At 66.0% G+C, this 19,955-nt stretch carries 20 protein-coding genes; 8 read left to right on the forward strand and 12 right to left on the reverse strand.

What is annotated here, in order from left to right:
• Positions 1–27: 27 nt before the first annotated feature.
• The 5 genes from mltB (at position 28) to lipB (ending at position 4,232) form a co-directional block, all read left to right on the forward strand.
• The gene (mltB, locus tag ACFPU0_RS19835; RefSeq protein WP_377695161.1) at positions 28–1,017 is read left to right on the forward strand and encodes a lytic murein transglycosylase B; all 990 of its coding nucleotides are present in this window, start codon (positions 28–30) and stop codon (positions 1,015–1,017) included.
• A 3-nt stretch (positions 1,018–1,020) separates the two neighbouring features.
• Positions 1,021–2,025, forward strand: coding sequence for a septal ring lytic transglycosylase RlpA family protein (locus ACFPU0_RS19840; protein ID WP_377694985.1), 1,005 nt, complete (start codon positions 1,021–1,023; stop codon positions 2,023–2,025).
• Positions 2,026–2,086: 61 nt separating this feature from the next.
• Positions 2,087–3,250: a D-alanyl-D-alanine carboxypeptidase family protein gene (locus ACFPU0_RS19845; RefSeq protein WP_377694986.1), complete on the forward strand. Its 1,164-nt coding sequence runs from the start codon at positions 2,087–2,089 to the stop codon at positions 3,248–3,250.
• Between the two features lie 74 nt (positions 3,251–3,324).
• Positions 3,325–3,606, forward strand: coding sequence for a DUF493 domain-containing protein (locus ACFPU0_RS19850; RefSeq protein ID WP_377694987.1), 282 nt, complete (start codon positions 3,325–3,327; stop codon positions 3,604–3,606).
• Positions 3,606–4,232: a lipoyl(octanoyl) transferase LipB gene (lipB, locus tag ACFPU0_RS19855; RefSeq protein ID WP_377694988.1), complete on the forward strand. Its 627-nt coding sequence runs from the start codon at positions 3,606–3,608 to the stop codon at positions 4,230–4,232. The genes ACFPU0_RS19850 and lipB overlap by 1 nt, the downstream gene beginning before the upstream one ends.
• A gap of 130 nt (positions 4,233–4,362) precedes the next feature.
• Here the strand turns inward: lipB and lipA are convergent, their stop codons facing one another.
• The 6 genes from lipA to leuS form a co-directional block, all read right to left on the reverse strand.
• Positions 4,363–5,415 (reverse strand): lipoyl synthase, encoded by a 1,053-nt coding sequence (gene lipA, locus ACFPU0_RS19860; RefSeq protein ID WP_377694989.1) that lies wholly within the window; start codon positions 5,413–5,415, stop codon positions 4,363–4,365.
• A 305-nt stretch (positions 5,416–5,720) separates the two neighbouring features.
• Positions 5,721–7,025, reverse strand: coding sequence for a lytic murein transglycosylase (locus ACFPU0_RS19865; RefSeq protein WP_377694990.1), 1,305 nt, complete (start codon positions 7,023–7,025; stop codon positions 5,721–5,723).
• Between the two features lie 54 nt (positions 7,026–7,079).
• A complete protein-coding gene (gene arfA, locus ACFPU0_RS19870) occupies positions 7,080–7,238 on the reverse strand; it encodes an alternative ribosome rescue factor ArfA (RefSeq protein WP_377694991.1) in 159 nt (52 codons plus the stop codon).
• A 72-nt stretch (positions 7,239–7,310) separates the two neighbouring features.
• The gene (gene holA, locus ACFPU0_RS19875; protein WP_377694993.1) at positions 7,311–8,348 is read right to left on the reverse strand and encodes a DNA polymerase III subunit delta; all 1,038 of its coding nucleotides are present in this window, start codon (positions 8,346–8,348) and stop codon (positions 7,311–7,313) included.
• Between the two features lie 40 nt (positions 8,349–8,388).
• Entirely contained in the window at positions 8,389–8,997 is a 609-nt protein-coding gene (gene lptE, locus ACFPU0_RS19880; protein WP_377694994.1) for an LPS assembly lipoprotein LptE, read from the reverse strand.
• A 63-nt stretch (positions 8,998–9,060) separates the two neighbouring features.
• Entirely contained in the window at positions 9,061–11,682 is a 2,622-nt protein-coding gene (gene leuS, locus ACFPU0_RS19885; protein ID WP_377694995.1) for a leucine--tRNA ligase, read from the reverse strand.
• Between the two features lie 254 nt (positions 11,683–11,936).
• Between leuS and ACFPU0_RS19890 the strand changes: the two genes are divergently transcribed.
• Positions 11,937–12,371, forward strand: coding sequence for a hypothetical protein (locus ACFPU0_RS19890; protein ID WP_377694996.1), 435 nt, complete (start codon positions 11,937–11,939; stop codon positions 12,369–12,371).
• Between the two features lie 24 nt (positions 12,372–12,395).
• Positions 12,396–13,157, forward strand: a complete 762-nt coding sequence (locus ACFPU0_RS19895; RefSeq protein WP_377694997.1) for a YdcF family protein — start codon at positions 12,396–12,398, stop codon at positions 13,155–13,157.
• A 151-nt stretch (positions 13,158–13,308) separates the two neighbouring features.
• Here the strand turns inward: ACFPU0_RS19895 and lnt are convergent, their stop codons facing one another.
• The 5 genes from lnt to miaB all read right to left on the reverse strand — a co-directional run bounded on the left by lnt (position 13,309) and on the right by miaB (position 18,685).
• Positions 13,309–14,829: an apolipoprotein N-acyltransferase gene (gene lnt / locus ACFPU0_RS19900; protein ID WP_377694998.1), complete on the reverse strand. Its 1,521-nt coding sequence runs from the start codon at positions 14,827–14,829 to the stop codon at positions 13,309–13,311.
• 90 nt (positions 14,830–14,919) lie between these two features.
• Complete coding sequence (locus ACFPU0_RS19905) at positions 14,920–15,759, reverse strand: HlyC/CorC family transporter (RefSeq protein ID WP_377694999.1); 840 nt, start codon at positions 15,757–15,759, stop codon at positions 14,920–14,922.
• A 21-nt stretch (positions 15,760–15,780) separates the two neighbouring features.
• Complete coding sequence (gene ybeY, locus ACFPU0_RS19910) at positions 15,781–16,245, reverse strand: rRNA maturation RNase YbeY (RefSeq protein ID WP_377695000.1); 465 nt, start codon at positions 16,243–16,245, stop codon at positions 15,781–15,783.
• Positions 16,238–17,254: a PhoH family protein gene (locus ACFPU0_RS19915; RefSeq protein ID WP_377695001.1), complete on the reverse strand. Its 1,017-nt coding sequence runs from the start codon at positions 17,252–17,254 to the stop codon at positions 16,238–16,240. The genes ybeY and ACFPU0_RS19915 overlap by 8 nt, the downstream gene beginning before the upstream one ends.
• A gap of 90 nt (positions 17,255–17,344) precedes the next feature.
• A complete protein-coding gene (gene miaB, locus ACFPU0_RS19920; RefSeq protein ID WP_377695162.1) occupies positions 17,345–18,685 on the reverse strand; it encodes a tRNA (N6-isopentenyl adenosine(37)-C2)-methylthiotransferase MiaB in 1,341 nt (446 codons plus the stop codon).
• Positions 18,686–18,820: 135 nt separating this feature from the next.
• On the opposite strand from miaB, the gene ACFPU0_RS19925 reads away from it, so the two are divergent.
• Positions 18,821–19,150: a DUF1820 family protein gene (locus tag ACFPU0_RS19925; protein WP_377695002.1), complete on the forward strand. Its 330-nt coding sequence runs from the start codon at positions 18,821–18,823 to the stop codon at positions 19,148–19,150.
• Between the two features lie 90 nt (positions 19,151–19,240).
• On the opposite strand, the gene ACFPU0_RS19930 is transcribed toward ACFPU0_RS19925, so the two are convergent.
• On the reverse strand, positions 19,241–19,789 hold the full coding sequence (locus ACFPU0_RS19930) for a tetratricopeptide repeat protein (RefSeq protein WP_377695003.1): 549 nt from the start codon (positions 19,787–19,789) through the stop codon (positions 19,241–19,243).
• Positions 19,790–19,955: the final 166 nt, after the last annotated feature.

The raw sequence follows: 19,955 nt of genomic DNA on the forward strand, positions 1-19,955 counted from the left end.
AACGATTTGAAAGCACTGCGCAAGTGGATGCAGTTGGGCGCTGGCGGAGCGGCCCTGGTCGGACTGCTGGGGGCAGCCGCACCGGCACTTTCCGGGGACTATGAGGGATCGCCGCAGGTGGCCGAGTTCGTCGCCGAGATGACCCGTGACTACGGCTTCGCCGGCGAGCAGCTGGTGGACCTGTTCCGTGAGGTGGAGCGCAAGCAGTCGATTCTCGACGCCATCTCCCGCCCTGCCGAGCGGGTCAAGCCGTGGAAGGAATACCGTCCGATCTTCATCACCCCGGCGCGCATCCAGAAAGGCGTCAATTTCTGGAACCAGCACGCCGATGCCCTGGCTCGTGCCGAGAAGGAATACGGCGTACCGGCCCAGATGATAGTGGCGATCATCGGCGTCGAGACCTTCTATGGCGGTAACACCGGCAACTTCCGCGTGATCGACGCCCTGTCCACCCTGGGCTTCGACTACCCGCCGCGTGCCGACTTCTTCCGCAAGCAGCTCAAGGAATTCCTCCTGCTGGCCCGCGAGGAACAGGTCGACCCGCTGGTGCTCAAGGGCTCCTACGCCGGCGCCATGGGCCTGCCACAGTTCATGCCGAGCAGCTTCCGTGCCTACGCCGTGGATTTCGACGGCGACGGCCATATCGATATCTGGAACAACCCGGTGGATGCCATCGGCAGTGTCGCCAGCTACTTCAAGCGCCATGGCTGGGTTTCCGGCGGTCCGGTGGTCAGCCGGGCCCAGGTCCGGGGCGTGCGAGTCGACGAAGGGTTGACCCAGGGGCTGGACCCGGTGAAGAACGTCGGCGATCTTAGGACGCTGGGCTGGGCAAGCAGCGACGCACTGCGCGATGATGTGCCGGTCACGGCCTTCAGGCTGGAGGGTGACGAGGGAGCGGAGTACTGGATGGGATTGCCGAACTTCTACGTCATAACCCGCTACAATCGCAGCGTGATGTACGCCATGGCCGTGCATCAGCTTTCCGAACAGCTGGTCAACGCAAGGGGCGGGCGTTAACCGATGCCACAACCGATAAGAGTCGCCGTATACGGCGCCGTAGCATTGTTGCTGGCCAGCTGCTCGAGCAGCCGCGCGCCGGAGCCGGTCCAACCCGGCGGGCCGATTTCCGGTCCCGGCAACTATTCGCGTCCGCACAAGGACGGCGCGCCCTGGTGGGACGTCGACGTCTCGCGCATTCCCGATGCCGTGCCCATGCCGCACTACGGCGCGGTCAAGGCCAATCCCTACACGGTGCTGGGCAAGACCTACTACCCGATGAACGACGCGCGCCGCTACCAGGCGGTGGGTACCGCATCCTGGTACGGCACCAAGTTCCATGGCCAGGCCACCGCCAACGGCGAGGCCTATGACCTCTACGGCATGACTGCCGCGCACAAGACCCTGCCGCTGCCGAGCTACGTCCGCGTGACCAACCTGGACAACGGGCGCAGTGTGATCCTGCGGGTCAATGACCGCGGCCCCTTCTATTCCGACCGCATCATCGACCTGTCCTTCGCTGCGGCGAAGAAGCTCGGTTATGCCGAATCCGGCACCGCGCACGTCAAGGTGGAAGGCATCGATCCCCAGCAATGGTGGGCCGCCCAGGGCCGTCCGGTGCCCATGGTGCTGGCGCAGCCGAAAATGGCCGCCAAGCCCCAGGCCCGGCCGCAGGCGGCGGTCCAGGTGGCCAGCGCACCGATCGAGCAGTACACCCCGCCGCCGCAGCAACACGCCGCCGCCGTCCTGCCCGTGCAGATCGACGCAAAAAAAAACGATTCACTCGCAGCCTCTGGCCTGTATCTCCAGGTGGGCGCCTTCGCCAATCCGGACGCTGCGGAACTCCTCAAGGCCAAGCTGAGCGGGACGGTGAGTGCCCCGGTCTTCATCAGCTCGGTCGTGCGCAACCAGCAGATACTGCACCGGGTACGCCTGGGGCCGATCGGAACTCAGGGTGAGGTGCAGGAAATGCAGAATACCGTGCGCCTGGCCAATCTCGGCCAACCAACCCTGGTGAAGCCGGATTGACGGCTTCTCTTATTTGCCCGCAAGGGCCTGTTAGACCATTAGCTACTTCTCAGAGAGACGGATGAACATCTTCAGCTTCGCCAAACGCCTATTACTGCCCGCAGCCCTGCTCATCGTCGCGCCGGTCTCCATGGCGGCCCAGCAGGTCATCCCGTCGGCACCGCAACTGGCCGCCAAGTCCTACGTGCTGATGGACGCCCAGAGCGGACAGGTGCTGGTGGAGAACAACGGTGACCAGCGCCTGCCCCCGGCCAGCCTGACCAAGCTGATGACCGCCTATATCGCCACCCTGGAAATCCGCAAGGGCCAGATCGGCGAGAACGACCCGGTGACCATCAGCGAGCACGCCTGGCGTACCGGCGGTTCGCGCATGTTCGTCCAGGTCAACACCCAGGTGACCCTGAGCGACCTGCTGCACGGCATCATCATCCAGTCGGGCAACGATGCCAGCGTGGCCGTGGCCGAGCACATCGCCGGCAGCGAAGACGCCTTCGCCGACATGATGAACACCACTGCCGAAAAGCTCGGCATGACCAACAGCCACTTCATGAACGCCACCGGCCTGCCGGACCCGGAGCACTACGCCAGTGCCCACGACATGGCGAAACTGGCCCGCGCGATCATCTACGAAGACCCGGCCCACTACGCCATCTACTCCCAGAAGGAGTTCTTCTGGAACAACATCAAGCAGCCCAACCGCAACCTGCTGCTGTGGCGTGACAAGACCGTCGACGGCCTGAAGACCGGCCACACCGACGAAGCCGGCTACTGCCTGGTGGCCTCCGCCGTGCGTGACAACATGCGCCTGATCGCCGTGGTGTTCGGCACCAACAGCGAACAGGCCCGCGCCGCCGAGACCCAGAAGCTGCTGACCTACGGTTTCCGCTTCTTCGAAACCCAGACCTTCTACCAGAAGGGCGCCGAACTGGCCAAAGCCCAGGTGTGGAAGGGCGCGACCCGTGAAGCCAAGGCCGGCCTGGCCCAGGACCTGACCCTGACCCTGCCCAAAGGCCAGGCGAAGAAACTGCAGGCCAGCATGACCCTCAACCCGCAGCTGATCGCCCCCATCAAGCAGGGCGACGTGATCGGCAAGGTGGAGGTCAAGATGGAAGACCAGGTGGTGCACAGCGCTGACCTGATCGCCCTGGAAACCGTCGAGGAAGGTGGCTTCTTCCGCCGCCTGTGGGATAGCATTCGCCTGTTCTTCTACGGCCTGTTCAACTGACCTACTGAGCCGACGCCTCGTGCCCTGACCGGGTCCGGGGCGTCCGCATCGCGGATCACGAGTCCGCCGCCGCCATGACCGATACTCCTGACGTACAACCCCCGAAAATCGAGTTTCCCTGCGAGCGCTATCCCATCAAGGTGATAGGCGACTCCTTCGATGGCTTCTCCGACCTGGTGATCGAGATCGTCCAGCGTCACGCGCCCGATCTCGATGCCGCCACCCTGGTGGTGCGCGACAGCCGCAATGGCCGCTTCCTCTCGGTGCAGGTACTGATCACCGCGACCAGCGTCGACCAGCTGCAGGCGATCCACGTCGACCTGCGTGCCACCGGCCGCGTGCACATGGTGCTCTAGTGGCACCTGCCGAACTCATCGTGCGCCATCTGGGGCTGGTGGACTACCTGCCGACCCTGGAGGCGATGCGCCGCCTGACCACCGAGCGGGACGAACGGACACCCGACGAAATCTGGCTGCTGCAGCATCCCCGGGTGTTCACCCAGGGCCAGGCCGGCAAGGCCGAGCATCTGCTGGCGCCGGGAGACATCCCGGTGATCCAGGTCGAGCGCGGTGGCCAGGTCACCTACCATGGCCCCGGCCAGCTGGTGGCCTATCTGATGCTGGACCTGCGCCGCCTGGGACTGGGCGTGCGCGAACTGGTCACGGCCATGGAGCAGAGCCTGGTCGATGTGCTGGCTGCCTATGGCGTCGAGGCGGCGCCCAGGGCGGATGCCCCCGGCGTCTATGTCGAAGGCGACAAGATCGCCTCGCTGGGGCTGCGGGTCAGCCGGGGCTGCTCCTTCCACGGCCTGGCGCTCAACGTGGATATGGACATGTCGCCCTTCTGGCGGATCAACCCCTGCGGCTACGCCGGGCTGAAGATGGTGCAGCTCAAGGACCTGCTGGAGACGCCGCCGCAGCTCGATGAGGTGGCGCAGCACCTGGAGCAGGCCCTGCGCCGGCGGCTGGGCTATACGCAGTAGAAAGACGTTCCCGGAAAAACGACGGCCCCCTCTTCCATCGGGAGAGGAGGCCGTTTCGTTTGATCGCGTCCGATTACTCTCTGCAATCACCCCAGCCCTCTCCCTCGGGAGCGGGCTGGGCAGTTCCTGCTCAACCCAGGTTGAGTGTCGGAATGATGCTCGAGTCGACGGGCTGGCCCGGTACCGGAGCCGGCGCCGCCAAGCCCAGGTTGTTCTTCTCGAACACCCGGTCGGCCCTGTAGCTGGAGCGCACCAGCGGGCCGGCTGCGACTTCCATGAAGCCCTTCTGCAGGCCGATATCGCGGAAGCGGTTGAACTCCTCCGGGCTGACCCAGCGCTTGACCGTCAGGTGGTTGCGGGTGGGCTGCAGGTACTGGCCGAGGGTGAGGATGTCGACGCCTATGGCGCGCAGGTCGTCCATGGTTTCGATGACTTCCTCGTCGGTCTCGCCCAGTCCCAGCATCAGGCTGGTCTTGGTCAGCACGTCCGGGCGGTGGCGCTTGGCATGCTCCAGCACACGCAAGGTCTTCTCGTAGCCGGCGCGCGGGTCGCGCACCACATGGGTGAGGCGCTTGACCGTCTCGACGTTCTGCGCGAACACCTCCAGGCCGGAGTCCACTACCCGCTCGATGGCCTCGTGGTCGCCGTTGAAATCCGGGGTCAGGGCTTCCACGACCACCTGCGGCGTGCGCTCCTTGATGGCGCGCACGCAGGCGGCGTAGTGGCCGGCGCCGCCATCGTCGAGGTCGTCGCGATCCACCGATGTCAGCACGATATAGCGCAAGGCCATCAGCTCCACCGACTTGGCGGTGTTCTGCGGCTCTTCCTGATCCAGCCAGCCGTTGGGGTTACCGGTGTCCACGGCGCAGAAGCGGCAGGCACGGGTGCACACCGAGCCCATCAGCATGATGGTGGCGGTGCCGTTGGACCAGCATTCACCCATGTTCGGGCAGTGCGATTCCTGGCACACGGTGCTCAGGCGATGTTCGCCGACATTGCGCTTTACCGCGTCGAAGCGGCTGCCGCCCGGCGCCTTGACCCGCAGCCACTTGGGCTTGGGTTCGAATACCTGGGGTTCTGCCGAGGCGCGGCGCTTCTGGCCATCCTTGATCGCGGTGATGCCCTGAGCGGTACGGAACTTTTCGCCGCTGGCGACGGGTTTGGACGAGTCTGTATCGGACATCGGAAATCTGGCTCCGCGAGAGGCTCTGGGGGGCTGCCGCTGGGGCAAAGGGGGTGGCGCAGTGTATCACAAAGGTGTCTGCCCGAGCTGGCGGCCGTCTGGAGGCGGGCGCTCGTGGACAGCGCTTTTCTGTCCACCAGGCTGGCGCCCATGGTGGATAAAAGAGCGTTATCCACCCTGCACGGCGTGGCGAATGGGTTTGCCCCTGCTGGGCCGGGAAAACCGGATGCAGGGTGGAAATCGCAAAGCGATTTCCACCAGGCGGGGCCGCTCGCCGTGCCTGAGGGCAGGTCGTGTGACCCATTCTATTGGTGGCGCAGGTTCTCCAGCAGCTTCTGGGTCGGGAAGCCATCCGCCGGCCAGCCCAGGCGCTGCTGGTAGCCGCGGATGGCCTTGCGGGTGTTGGCGCCGATGATGCCGTCTGCGGTGCCGGGGCTGTAGCCGGCGGCGTTCAGGGACTCCTGCAGCTCCACCCGCTCGCTGCGGCTCAGCGGGCGCTCGTCGCGCGGCCAGTTGCCGGCGATCTGGCCGGCGCCGTCGAAGCGCTCGCCCAGCAGGCTGACGGCGAGGGCGTAGGACGAGGAGTTGTTGTACTTGAGGATGGCGCGGAAATTGTCCAGCACCAGGAAGGCCGGACCGCGATGGCCGGCCGGCAGCAGCAGGGAGGCGGACTCTCCGCCCAGCCGGGCGGATTGCGGGCCGAGCTGCACGCCCATGGCCTGCCATTGCGCCACCGACTTGCGGATATCCGCGTCGGCATGGGCGTAGTCGAAACCGTCGGGCAGCTGCGCCTGCAGCGCCGCGGGCTGGCCCTTGCGCCAGCCGGAGGCCTGCAGGTAATGCGCGGCGGAGGCCAGGGCATCGGCCGAGGAATTCCAGATATCGCGGCGGCCGTCGCCGTCGAAGTCCACGGCGTGGCTGTTGTAGGTAGTGGGGATGAACTGGGTCTGGCCCATGGCGCCGGCCCAGGAGCCGAGCATGCTGGCCGGCTGGATATCGCCGTGCTGGAGGATCTGCAGGGCGGCCAGCAATTGCTCATGGGCGAAGGCCGGGCGGCGGCCTTCATAGGCCAGGGTGGCCAGGGAGCGGATCACCGACTTGTCGCCCATGAACTGGCCGAAGCTGCTTTCCATGCCCCAGATGGCCACCAGCGGCTCGCGGTCCACGCCGAAGCGCTGCTCGATGGCGTCCAGGGTTGCCGCGTGTTCGGCCATCAGGGCCTGACCCTTGCGCACCCGGTAGGGCGACATGGCGCCTTCCAGGTACTCCCAGACCGGCCGGGTGAATTCGGGCTGGCTGCGGTCGGCGGCTATCACCGTGGGGTCGGGGGTGACGCCGGCGAAGGCGCGGTCGAAGAGGTTGGCGTCTATGCCGTTGGCCAGGGCCTCGTGGCGGAAACCATCGCGCCAGTCATTGAAGCTGATGGCCGGCATCACTACCGGGGTCTGTGCCGGCGTCGTGGCGGCCTTGGCTGCCGGTTGGCCGGCCTGGGGCAGGGGCGCGCTGGCGGGCTTCTGGGCGGGCGCTTCGGCGCAGGAGGAAAGCAGGGCAAGGCTGGTGGCCACGGCCAGGCTGCGGAACATCTGGCCAGGGGCTGGGGCGTCGAACATACCGGGGTCTCGAGGCAGACGAATCAGCCGCGACCTTAACACGTCTCGGCCTTTTCACGCCGCTATAAGCGACGAAGCCTCCCAATTATGGGAGGCTTCGCGGCGGTAACTTCCTTTGCCTTTCAGGGGCTTTTCCTGCCGGCAGCGGAAGAGGGGTTGGGCTACCAGGGATTTCGCGCGGTTGGGCGCGCCGTTCTTGCGTTTCTTGGCCATGGACTGTCCTCGCTTGGCGCCCGCAGCGGCGCGGGCGCGCGCATCATCGGCCCCTGCTCAGAAAATGTCCAGTCATTCGGACGCCAGCGGCAGCCGCTGGCCAGCCAGCAGCAGGGCGAGGCGGGCAAGGCCGTTCCAGGGATCGCCGGGTGCCTGGCCCTTGATCTGCGCGTCGATGCGCTGGGCATCCAGCAGAAGCTGGTTCCAGCGGGATGCCGGGTGCCGTTGCAGGGCGCGGGTGACCAGCGGGCGGCGTTTGTCCCAGACCGGCGGACGGGCCGCGGCGAAGGCCTTTTCCAGGGGCACGCCCTGGCTGTACTGCTGGGCGAGGCTTGCCAGCAGGCGCAGCTCGCGGGCCAGGGCCCAGAGGATCACCGGTGGTTCCACGCCTTCGCCGCGCAGGCCCTCCAGGGTGCGCAGGGTGTGGGCCGGTTCGCCGTTCAGGGCAGCATCGATCAGGCCGAAGACGTCGAAACGCGCGCTGTCGGCCACTGCCGCCTGGACAGTGGCGGCATCCACCTGGCCACCCTCGGCCAGCAGCTTGAGCTTCTCGATCTCCTGGGCGGCCGCCAGCAGGTTGCCTTCGACGCGCGCGGCGATCAGGTCCACCGCTTCCTGGTTGGCCGCGAGCCCGGCCTGGGACAGGCGCTGGCGAATCCATTGCGGCAGGTTGTGGGCCTCGATGGGCCAGATCTGGATGAACTGGGCGTCCGGCCCGTCGATCAGGGCCTTGGCCCATTTGGTCTTCTGGGTGCTGCCGTCGAGCTTGGGCAGGCTCAGCAGCAGCACGGTGTCTTCCGGCGGCCGGGCCAGGTACTCCAGCAGCGCGGCGGCGCCCTTGTCCCCCGGCTTGCCCGAAGGCAGGCGCACTTCCAGGAGGCGCTTCTCGGCGAACAGCGAGAGGCTGGCACCGGCTTCCAGCAGCAGGCCCCAGTCGAAGTTGGCTTCGGCGTTGAATACCTGGCGCTCGCTGAAGTCCCGCGCGCGGGCGCTGGCGCGAATGGCGTCGCAGGCTTCCTGGCAGAGCAGGGGCTCGTCGCCGCTGACCACGTAGACCGGGACCAGTTGGCCCTGCAGGTGTTTGCCCAGTTGTGCGGGGTTGAGTTTCATAGGCGCAAATGATCGGGGCCGCTGGTGCGGCCCCTGGTACTCACTGGATGGGCAGTTGCAGCGGCGATTGCTGCGGTTGCTGGGCCTCCTCGGCCTGGCGTGCGGCTTCCGCCGCTTCGGCTTCGGCCTTGGCCTTGGCTTCGGCGGTCTGCTGCAGCTGGTCGAGCTGGGCCGGGGTGATCAGCTGCAGGCGCATGACCATCTGCTGGACCATTTCCTGGCGCATTTCCTGGCGCAGCTGGGCCGCTTCCTGGTCGGACCCGATCAGGTTGTTGCTGTCGTGCACGTAGTATTTCTGCACGGTCAGCTTGTCGTTCATCAGCAGCAGATTGTCGTTGCCGCGGATCTCGTACTGCAGGACCTGGGTCAGCTCGTACTCGGCACTGCGGGCGCCCGTGGTGTAGGAGGCGCTGCGCTGGCTCTCGTCCTCGCGTGCCAGCACCAGGGTGTAGGGCGCGCCGGCATGGACGTTGACGCCATTGTCTTCCAGCGCCTTGCGCACGTCCTTCAGGGTCTGGCCGTACTGGTTGCGTGCAGCCACGTCCAGTTCGGTAAGGGCGAAGTCGGCGTCGCCGGTGCCGCGCAGATGGAAGCCGCAGGCGCTCAGCAGCGTGGCGAGGCCCAGGACCAACAGATTCCGTTTCATCATCGTTTTGCTTTCCCCTTGGCGAGCATTCCGGCGCCACTCCATCCGGGAGGGCGCCGGCTTCGATCAGTTGGCGACTATGTTGACCAGTTTGCCGGGCACCACGATGACCTTGCGGATGGTCAGGCCGTCGGTGAAGCGCAGGACGTTCTCGTTGGCCCGTGCGGTGGCTTCCACGGCTTCGCGGCTGGCATCGGCCGGTACCTCGATATGGCCGCGCAGCTTGCCGTTGACCTGGACCACCAGTTGCAGGCTGTCCTGTACCAGCGCGGCTTCGTCGATGGCCGGCCAGGCGGCATCGATGACGGAGTCGGCATGGCCCAGTTCGTGCCACAGCACATGGCTGATGTGCGGGGTGATGGGGGCCAGCAGCAGGGCCACGGTCTCCAGGCCCTCCTGGAGCAGGGCGCGGTCTTCGGCGCTGGCCTGCGGGGCCTTTTCCAGCACGTTCATCAGGGTCATCACGGCTGCGATGGCGGTGTTGAACTTGTGGTACTGGCCGATATCCTGGCTGGCCTGCTTGATGGCCAGGTGGATGGCGCGGTGCACGGCCTTCTGGGCGTCGTCCAGGGCGCTGCGGTTCAGCTCGCCCGGCAGGCCGGCGGCGACATGGCCCTGGGCCAGGCGCCAGACACGGCGCAGGAAGCGGCTGGCACCTTCGACGCCGGAGTCGGACCACTCCAGGCTCATGTCCGGCGGCGAGGCGAACATCATGAACAGGCGGCAGGTGTCGGCGCCGTACTGGTCGATCATCGCCTGCGGGTCGACGCCGTTGTTCTTGGACTTCGACATCTTCTCGGTGCCGCCGATCTCCACCGGCAGGCCGTCGCTCTTCAGGCGGGCGCCAATGACCTTGGCCTTGGCGTCACGCTCGACTTCGACATCGGCCGGGTTGAACCAGTCCTTGCCGCCGTTGGAGGCGGTGCGGTAGTAAGTCTCGGCGACCACCATGCCCTGGGTCAGCAGGTTCTTGAACGGCTCGTCGGAGCTGACCAGGCCTTCGTCGCGCATCAGCTTGTGGAAGAAGCGCGCGTAGAGCAGGTGCAGGATGGCGTGCTCGATGCCGCCGATGTACTGGTCCACGGGCAGCCAGTGGTTGGCCGCGGCCGGGTCGACCATGCCCTTGTCGTAGTTCGGCGAGGCGTAGCGGGCGAAGTACCAGGAGCTTTCCACGAAGGTGTCCATGGTGTCGGTTTCGCGCTTGGCCGCAGTGCCGCATTTCGGGCAGGTGCAGCTGTAGAACTCGGGCATCTTCGCCAGCGGGCTGCCGGCGCCGTCCGGCACCACGTCTTCGGGCAGCACCACCGGCAGCTGGTCTTCCGGCACCGGTACGTCGCCGCAGCTCGGGCAGTGGATGATCGGGATCGGGCAGCCCCAGTAGCGCTGGCGGCTGATGCCCCAGTCGCGCAGGCGGAACTGGGTGCGGGCCTGGCCGAGGCCTTTCTTCTGCAGGGCCACTTCGATGGCATCGAAGGCGCCCTGGTAGTCCAGGCCGTCGAATTCGCCGGAATTGATCAGTTGGCCGTGCTCGCTGTAGGCGTCCTGCCAGGGGGTGGGGGTCTCGTCGCCGGCGGCGGTGCGGATCACCGCCTTGATCGGCAGGTCGTACTTGTGGGCGAAGGCGAAGTCGCGCTCGTCGTGGGCCGGCACGGCCATCACGGCGCCTTCGCCGTAGTTCATCAGCACGTAGTTGGCGACCCAGACCGGCAGCTTGTCGCCGGTCAGCGGGTGTTCGACGAACAGCGGAGTGGGCAGGCCCTTCTTCTCCTGGGTGGCGATGTCGGCCTCGGCGACGCCGCCGCGCTTGCATTCGTCGATGAAGGCCTGCAGCTCGGCGGCCTTGTCGGCCGGCAGCTTCTGCACGGCCAGGGTGGCCAGCGGGTGCTCGGCGGCGACGGCGACGTAGGTGGCGCCCAGCAGGGTGTCCGGACGGGTGGTGAAGACCTTCAGCGCACCGTCCTGGCCGATGCTGGCCTGGTCGTAGGGGAAGGCGACTTCCATGCCGCGGGACTTGCCGATCCAGTTGCGCTGCATGGTCTTGACCTGTTCGGGCCAGCCGTCCAGGTCGTCGAGGCTGCTCAAGAGTTCATCCGCGTAGGCGGTGATCTTGAAGTAGTACATCGGGATCTCGCGCTTCTCCACCAGCGCGCCGGAGCGCCAGCCGCGGCCGTCGATGACCTGCTCGTTGGCGAGGACCGTCTGGTCCACCGGGTCCCAGTTGACGGTGCCGTTCTTGCGGTAGATCACGCCCTTCTCGAACAGCCTGGTGAACAGCCACTGCTCCCAGCGGTAGTAGTCGGGCTTGCAGGTGGTGACTTCACGGGACCAGTCGATGGCCAGGCCCAGGCTTTTCAGCTGGGACTTCATGTAGTCGATGTTCTCGTAGGTCCACTTGGCGGGCGCGACGTTGTTCTTCATCGCGGCGTTTTCCGCCGGCATGCCGAAGGCGTCCCAGCCCATGGGCTGCAGCACGTTCTTGCCCTGCATGCGCTGGTAGCGGGCGATCACGTCGCCGATGGTGTAGTTGCGCACGTGCCCCATGTGTAGCTTGCCGCTCGGGTAGGGGAACATCGACAGGCAATAGAAGGTGTCCTTGCCGGGCTGCTCACTCACTTCAAAGGATTTATGCGCGTCCCAGTGGGCTTGCGCGGCGGCTTCGATTTCGCGGGGCTGATACTGTTCGTGCATGGCTACTGGCGCTGGAGGAATGGGTTCCCTGGGGCCGGTTGCGCGGGCTGTGGCCGTGGCGCCGGCCCCGTCGGGAAACGGAAATTCAAGCGACGTAGCATACATGACCCCTATCGGCCTAGGGAAACCCTGAATTCACGGGCGGGCGTCCGTCGGCAATCCCCGCGCCGTTTGTCGCGGGCACCTTGCAGCAGGGAACCGAACGCTAAGCTTTTCATAAGCAAGGCAAGCGTTTACGTGGTACGAGGTGCTGGATGGCTGAATTGCGGCGGACGGACTCAGGGAACGGGCTTTACGAACGGTTGTTGCACCGGTTGGCCCTGGCGCTGGATGAAGCGGATACGGCGGTTCGCTTGCGTGACGAGGAACCGCGCGAACTTGAACTGAAGGGGTTGACCCCCGCGGAGATGGAGCTGATCCGCGCCTATCTGGATCGCGACATGCGTTGGCTCCGTGGCTGGCATGCCGCCGCCGAGGAACTGGCGGCCATCGAGGAGCTGCCACGGCGCTCCGCCAGGGTCGAGCGCGGCCCGGACAGGTCCTTCGCCCTCAAATCCAAGCCGATGTTCAAGCGCCGCCAGTTGTGCTGCGCCATGTGCGGCACCCCGGCGATCTGGCAGCGCGGCCAGGGCGTACAGGCCTGCATGTCCTGCGGCTCGCAGCTTTTCCGTACGTCCAATCCCCGCTAGGCTCCGGGCACCCTGGAGGTGCCCATGCCGATTCGCTACATCCTCAAGCAAATCCTGCTGCCGCCCGGCGGCCTGTTGTTGTTGCTGCTGCTCGCCTGGTGGTTGCGCCGGCGCATGCCGCGATTGTCCGTGGCGTGCTTCGTCACGGGCGTGGGTGGCCTCTGGTTGATGAGCCTGCCGATCGTCGTCGAATGGTCGGCCAGGGCCCTGGAGCGTGAGCCACCCCTGGTCGAGTCCGAGTGGACGCAACTGGCCGGGCGGGTCGATGCCATCGTGGTACTGGGTGGCGGCCGCGAACGCGACGATCCGGCATGGGGTGCCGACCAGCCGTCGGTCATGGCGCTGGAACGCTTGCGCTATGGCGCGCGGCTGGCCCGCGCCAGTGGCCTGCCGCTGCTGACCAGCGGCGGCCTGCACTTCGGCGAGCCGCCCAGCGAGGCTGCGATCATGGCCGACACCCTCAGGCGTGACTACGGCCTCGAGGTGCGCTGGCAGGAAGGCGAGAGCCGAACCACCTGGGAGAACGCCACCTACAGTGCGAAGCTGCTTCAGCCGCAAGGCATTCGCCGCGTGCTGCTGGTCACCCAGGCGGCGCACATGCCACGGGCCCGCTGGTGCTTCGAGCGGGTGGGATTCGAGGTGGTGGCGGCGCCCATGGGTTACCTCGGCGTGCCCAACGGCAGGCCGCTGGGCGGCTGGCTGCCGGAGAGCAAGGCGGTGTGGCAGAGCGGCATGTTGCTGAACGAGGTCGTGGGGCTGCTGGCCTATCCCTTGGCCTATGACTGAACGGGGCCGGGTAGGAGGCCGCTGCGCGACCCTTGGCGAATGAATTCGCCCCTACAGGCATTTGTAGGGTGGACCACGCTTCACCGGTCCACCATGGGAGGCTCGACTGGACACCGCTGGTGGATGAAAAGAGCGTCATCCACGGTGGCGTTCAGACCGTCCTGGCGATCCGGCCGGCCATCAGGGCCCAGGCGAACAGCAGGCCGCAGAGGATCACCAGGGGCCAGGCGCGCCATTGCAGGTAGGGCGTCAGGCCCTGCATCGGCAGCACTTCGCCGTAGAGCACGCCCTGCTGGAACTGCGGGATGCCTTCGCTGATCTGGCCGAATGGGTCGATCAGCACGGTGACGCCGTTGTTGGTGGCGCGGATCATCCAGCGGCCGGCTTCGAGGGCGCGCATCTGCGCCATCTGCAGGTGCTGCAGCGGGCCGATGGAGGTGCCGAACCAGGTGTCGTTGCTCACCGTCAGCAGGATGTCGCTGTTGGCGGCCAGGTCGGCCGCGAACTCCGGGTAGACCACTTCGTAGCAGATGTACGGGGCGATGCGGTAACCCTTGGCCAGCAGCGGCGGCTGGTCGGAATCGCCGCGGGCGAAGTCGGACATGGGCAGGTCGAAGAAAGCGATCAGCCCGCGCAACAGGTCCTGCAGCGGCACGTACTCGCCGAAGGGCACCAGTTTCTGCTTGAGGTAGGTGCCTTCGCCCTGGCCGACCACGGTGATGCCGTTGTAGTAGCGTTTTTCGCCAAGCTCGTTGCTCTGGCGCACCGGTACGCCGGTGATCAGGGCGGATTGGCGATCGTTGGCGAAGCGGCCCATCACGCCGAGGTAGCCGTCGACGAACTCCTTGAGCACTGGCACGGCGGTTTCCGGCCAGACGATCAGGTCGGTCTTCTGCGCGCTGAAGGTCATGTCGCGATAGAGGGCCAGCTGGGCATTGAGCTGCTCCGGGTCCCACTTCAGGTTCTGTTCGATGTTGCCCTGCATGGCCGCCACCTTCAGCGGCTCGCCGGCCGGTTGGGTCCAGGCGTGGCCCTTGAGCGCCAGGCCGATGGCCCAGGGCGCGATCAACAGCACGATACCCACACCGAGGAAGGTGGGGCGACTGCGCAGGTGCGCCAGGTTCACCAGCAGGGCGGCGGTCAGTGCCAGGGCGAAGGACAGCAGCCAGACGCCACCGATCGGCGCCAGTCCGGCCAGCGGGCCTTCCAGCTGGCTGTAGCCGGCGTAGAGCCAGGGAAAACCGGTGAGGAACCAGCCGCGGAAGGCTTCCTGGGCCAGCCACAGGGCGGCGAAGGCCAGGGTGTCGGCCAGGGCCGCTTCGCTGCGGCGCAGCCAGCGCGCCCAGAGCCAGGCGGGCAGGGCGAAGAACAGCGCCACGCCGGCACTGAAGCCAACGGTGAGGAAGGCGGCGAGGGGCGCCGAGGCGGCGCCGTAATCGTGGATGCTGACGTAGATCCAGCTGGTGCCGGCGAGGAACAGGCCGAGGCCATAGCACCAGCCGCGCCAGAACGCGGCCTTGGGCACGAGGTCGCGCAGGCCCAGGTAGAACAGGGCCAGGGACAGCAGTTCCAGGGGCCAGAAGTCGAAGGGGGCGAAGGCCAGGGGCGTCAGGGCGCCGGCGGCCAGCGCCAGCAGGTTGCCCGGCCAGCCGGGGCGGGTGATCCAGTTCATGCTCGGTCCTTGGGCGGATGGGGAGCTGGAGTAGCGTGCGGGGCAGGATTATCCACATGCGCCCCTCCGCTGGGGAGGGGCGCACGCGAATCAATGGGACAGCGGGGAGAGGCGCAGCAGATGAATGCGGCGGCTGTCGGCGTTGAGTACGCGGAAGCGGAAGTCGCCGATCTCGGTGATCTCGTTGCGCTTGGGCAGGTGGCCGAAGGCGCCCATGACCAGGCCGCCGACGGTGTCGAACTCGTCCTCGGAGAAGTCGGTCTCGAAGAACTCGTTGAAGGCATCCACCGGGGTCAGTGCCTTGACGATGAAGTCGCCACTGGGCAGCGGCTTGATGTAGCTGTCTTCCTCGACGTCGTGCTCGTCCTCGATATCGCCGACTATCTGCTCCAGGACGTCCTCGATGGTCACCAGGCCCGCCACGCCGCCGTACTCGTCGATGACGATGGCCATGTGGTTGTGGTTGGCGCGGAACTCGCGCAGCAGCACGTTGAGGCGCTTGGATTCGGGCACGAAGGTGGCAGGACGCAGCAGGTCCTTGATATTGAAGGTCTGGCCGTTGTCCTGGAGGATCAGCGGCAGCAGGTCCTTGGCCAGCAGGATGCCCATGACGTCGTCGAGGCTTTCGCCGATGACCGGGTAACGGGAGTGGGCGGCGTCGATGATCGCCGGGAGGAACTCCTTCGGCGTCTGCGCGGCCTTGATGCTGATCATCTGCGAACGCGGCACCATGATGTCGCGTACCTGCAGGTCGGCGACCTGGATGGCGCCTTCGACGATCGACAGCGCTTCGCTGTCGAGCAGTTTGTTCTGGTGGGCCTCGCGCAGCAGCTCGAGAAGCTCCTGGCGGCTCTTGGGCTCATGGGCAAAGGCCTGGGTCAGCTTTTCCAGCCAGGACCTGTGCCCGTTGCTCGATCGATCTTCGCTCATATGTCCTTTGCTCGATGCTTCTTATTGGTCTTCGTCGTCACGATAAGGGTCGGGGTGGCCAAGTTCGGCCAGCAATTCCCGTTCCAGTGCTTCCATTTCCTCGGCTTCCGCGTCCTCGATATGGTCGTAGCCGAGCAGGTGCAGGCAACCGTGGATCACCAGGTGCGCCCAATGCGCCTCCAGGGCCTTGCCCTGTTCGGCGGCTTCCCTTGCCACCACCGGCGCGCAGATCACCAGGTCGCCGAGCAGTGGGATGTCCAGCAACTCGTCCGGTACGTCTGCGGGGAATGAGAGCACGTTGGTAGCGTAGTCCTTGTGCCGCCAGGTGTTGTTCAGTTCGCGGCCTTCGGGCTCATCCACCAGTCGGATGGTCAGTTCCGAGTCGGCGCTGCGCTGGCGCAGGGCCAGTTCGCACCAGCGACGGAAGTCCGCCTCGCTCGGCAGGCCCTGGGCCGTGCTGGCGAGTTGCAGGTCGAGTTCAAGCATGGTCGTCTATCGCGCCCGGATCGTTGTCGGCCGGCTTGGCCCTGGCCTGTTGCTGATAGCTGTCGAAGCGGTCGTAGGCTTCCACGATGCGCTGTACCAGCGGATGGCGCACCACGTCCTGGGACTTGAAGTGGGTGAAGCTGATGCCCGGCACGTCGCGCAGCACGTCGATCACGTGGGTCAGGCCCGAGCGGGTGCCCCGCGGCAGGTCGATCTGGGTGATGTCGCCGGTGATCACGGCGGTGGAGCCGAAGCCGATACGGGTGAGGAACATCTTCATCTGCTCGACGGTGGTGTTCTGACTTTCGTCGAGAATGATGAAGCTGTTGTTAAGGGTGCGGCCGCGCATGTAGGCCAGCGGCGCGACCTCGATCACCTGCTTCTCGATCAGCTTGGCCACGTGGTCGAAGCCGAGCATCTCGTAGAGCGCGTCGTAGAGCGGGCGCAGGTAGGGGTCGATCTTCTGCGCCAGATCGCCCGGCAGGAAGCCGAGCTTTTCGCCGGCCTCGACCGCCGGGCGTACCAGCAGGATGCGGCGCACCTGTTCGCGTTCCAGGGCGTCCACGGCGCAGGCGACGGCCAGGTAGGTCTTGCCGGTGCCGGCTGGGCCGATGCCGAAATTGATGTCGTGGTCGAGGATCGACTTCACGTAGCGCTGCTGGTTGGCGCCACGCGGGCGGATGTTGCCCTTGCGGGTACGCAGGGCCACGGCTTCGGTCTTCGGACTGGCTTCCTCCATGCCGGTTTCGCGGAGGAAGAGGTGCACCATGTCGGGCGACAGCTCGATGGCCTCGGTCTCGCGATACAGGCGTTTGAGGAGGAGTTCCGTGGCGTGGGTGCGTTGCGGGTCGCCGACCAGTTCGAACTGGTTGCCGCGGTTGCGGATTTCGATGCCCATGCGTTGCTCGATCAGACGCAGGTGCTCGTCGAATTGGCCGCACAGGTTGGCGAAGCGACGGGCTTCAAAGGGTTCCAGGGTGAAGCGGTGCAGATCCAGGGAGGCGTTCAATGTCGTGTGTTCGCCCTTGGGGCGGCAGGAAAGGGATGGGATCAAGCATAACCCCGAGGGCCCGGCGGGAAAAGCGCGGGCCCCGGGTCTTCAGTGCAGGGATTCTTCCAGCAGGCTGCCGCGCAGGGAGTGGGGCAGGGCGTCGTCGATGCGAACGTCGACGAACTGGCCGATCAGGCGCGGGTTGGCGCTGCGGAAGTTGACGATGCGATTGTTCTCGGTGCGGCCCTGGAGCATGCCCGGATCCTTCTTGGAGAAGTCGCTGACCAGGATGCGCTGGATGCTGCCGACCATTCGTCGGCTGATCTCGAAGCCCTGCTGGTTGATGCGGCCCTGGAGGATCTGCAGGCGCTGCTTCTTCACCTCTTCCGGGGTGTCGTCCGGCAGGTCGGCCGCCGGGGTGCCGGGGCGCGAGCTGTAGACGAAGGAGAAGGAGAAGTCGAAGCCGACCTCTTCCACCAGTTTCATGGTCTGCTCGAAGTCCTTTTCGGTTTCGCCGGGGAAGCCGACGATGAAGTCCGAGCTGATGCAGATGTCCGGCACAGCCGCCTTCAGCTTGCGGATGCGCGACTTGTATTCCAGCGCGGTGTGGTTGCGCTTCATGGCCGCGAGGATGCGGTCGGAGCCCGCCTGCACCGGCAGGTGGACGAACTTCACCAGCTCCGGCACTTCGGCGTGGGCCTGGATCAGGGCGTCGGAAAACTCCAGCGGGTGCGAGGTGGTGTAGCGGATGCGGTCGATGCCGTCGACGGCGGCGACCACGCGGATCAGTTCGGCGAAGTCGGCGATGCGGCCGTCATGGGTCAGGCCACGGTAGCCGTTGACGTTCTGCCCCAGCAGGGTCACTTCACGGACGCCGTTCTCGGCCAGGTGGATGACCTCGGCCAGCACATCGTCGAAGGGGCGGCTGACTTCCTCGCCACGGGTGTAGGGCACCACGCAGAAGGTGCAGTACTTGCTGCAGCCTTCCATCACCGAGACGAAGGCGCTGGGGCCGTCGACCCGCGGCTCGGGCAGGCGGTCGAACTTCTCGATCTCGGGGAAGCTGATATCCACCTGGGGTTTGCGGGTGATGCGCGCGGCGTCGATCATTTCCGGCAGGCGGTGCAGGGTCTGCGGGCCGAATACGACGTCCACGTAGGGCGCGCGCTCGCGGATGGCGGAGCCTTCCTGGCTGGCCACGCAGCCGCCCACGCCGATCACCAGCTCCGGGTTCTGCTGCTTCAGCTCGCGCCACCGGCCAAGTTGCGAAAACACCTTCTCCTGCGCCTTCTCGCGGATCGAGCAGGTGTTGAGCAGAATCACGTCGGCTTCTTCCGGACGCTCGGTGACCTCCAGCGCCTGATGTTCGCCGAGCAGGTCGACCATGCGCGAGCTGTCGTACTCGTTCATCTGGCAGCCGTGGGTTTCGATATAGAGCTTCTTGGCCATGCACTTAGGAGTCAGGTGGTTCGAAGAACCGCGCATTATAGTCGCCATCCCCCAGCCTTCCTAGCGCCGCCTGCCTGGCGGCTATGCTATGATCTGCGCCCCCGAAAATCCCGCTGCGACGACCGCCGACCCGCCATGAGCAAGTCCGACCCCATCTACAAGGTGATCTTCTTCAACCAGGGCCAGGTGTACGAGATGTATGCCAAGCAGATCTACCAGAGCGATCTGTGGGGCTTCCTCGAGGTGGAGGAGTTCGTCTTCGGCGAGCGTACCCAGATGGTGGTCGATCCCAGCGAGGAAAAGCTCAAGGCCCAGTTCGAAGGTGTGGTGCGCAGCTTCCTGCCGATGCACTCGATCATCCGCATCGACGAAGTGGAGCGCCTGGGCACGCCGAAGATCAGCGAAGCCAAGGGTGGCGGCAACGTGATGCCCTTCCCCATGCCGATGCCGGATAAAAACAGCTGAAGGCTTGAAGTCATAAGCTGGAAGCGAAACCTCTTCCAGCTTCCAGCTTCCAGCTTCCAGCTTCCAGCTTCCAGTTGCGGCCTACGGCCGCTACGGCAACGGCGAGAAGGGCGAGCCGCCGTCGGCGGCCTGCAGTTCCAGCAGGTAGTTGCGGAAGATCTGCCCCAGCACCTGGGTGGCGATTTCCAGTTCGTCGCTACGCATCTGCGCGGCCACCAGGTCGGCGCTGTCCATTGCCTCGTCCGAGCCGTTCACCGCGGCCATCTTCAGCACTATGTAGGCCTGCACGTTATTGGCCGGAACGCCTTCGCCGCGGAAGAACATGTTGCCCAGGCGCAGTTGGGCCTGGGCGTGGCCCTTGAGGGACGCCTGTTCGAACCATTGCAGGGCCTGGGCCAGATCGCGGGGCGTGCGCTTGCCGTCGTAATAGAACTCGCCGAGTTCGTACTGGGCTTCGGCATCGCCGCCCTTGGCGGCCCGTTGGCAGGCGGAAAGGGCTTCCGAGAGGTTTTCCGGCAGGCTGTTCAGGTTGCAGCGGCCGGTGGCGGGGATCAGCAGGGAGTTGCCGCCGGCATTGGCCAGCAGTGGCAGGAAGAGCAACAGGCAGCCCAGCGTCAGGGCGCGGCCGGTGCGGTTCATGGGGATCACAGCGCCTCGGAAGCAGTACGGGCATCATGCCCGGCCGGCGAGAAACGCGCCGACAGCCACATTATGAAATAAGCCGAGGCGATCTTACAAAGCCTTTACCTCGTTTGCATTCGAGCCTCGGCCTGGAAGCGGGAAGGCCGCGACGGACGGGCGCGGA

The sequence above is a fragment of the Pseudomonas sp. GCM10022186 genome (assembly GCF_042656385.1).
Taxonomy (GTDB): Bacteria; Pseudomonadota; Gammaproteobacteria; order Pseudomonadales; family Pseudomonadaceae; genus Metapseudomonas.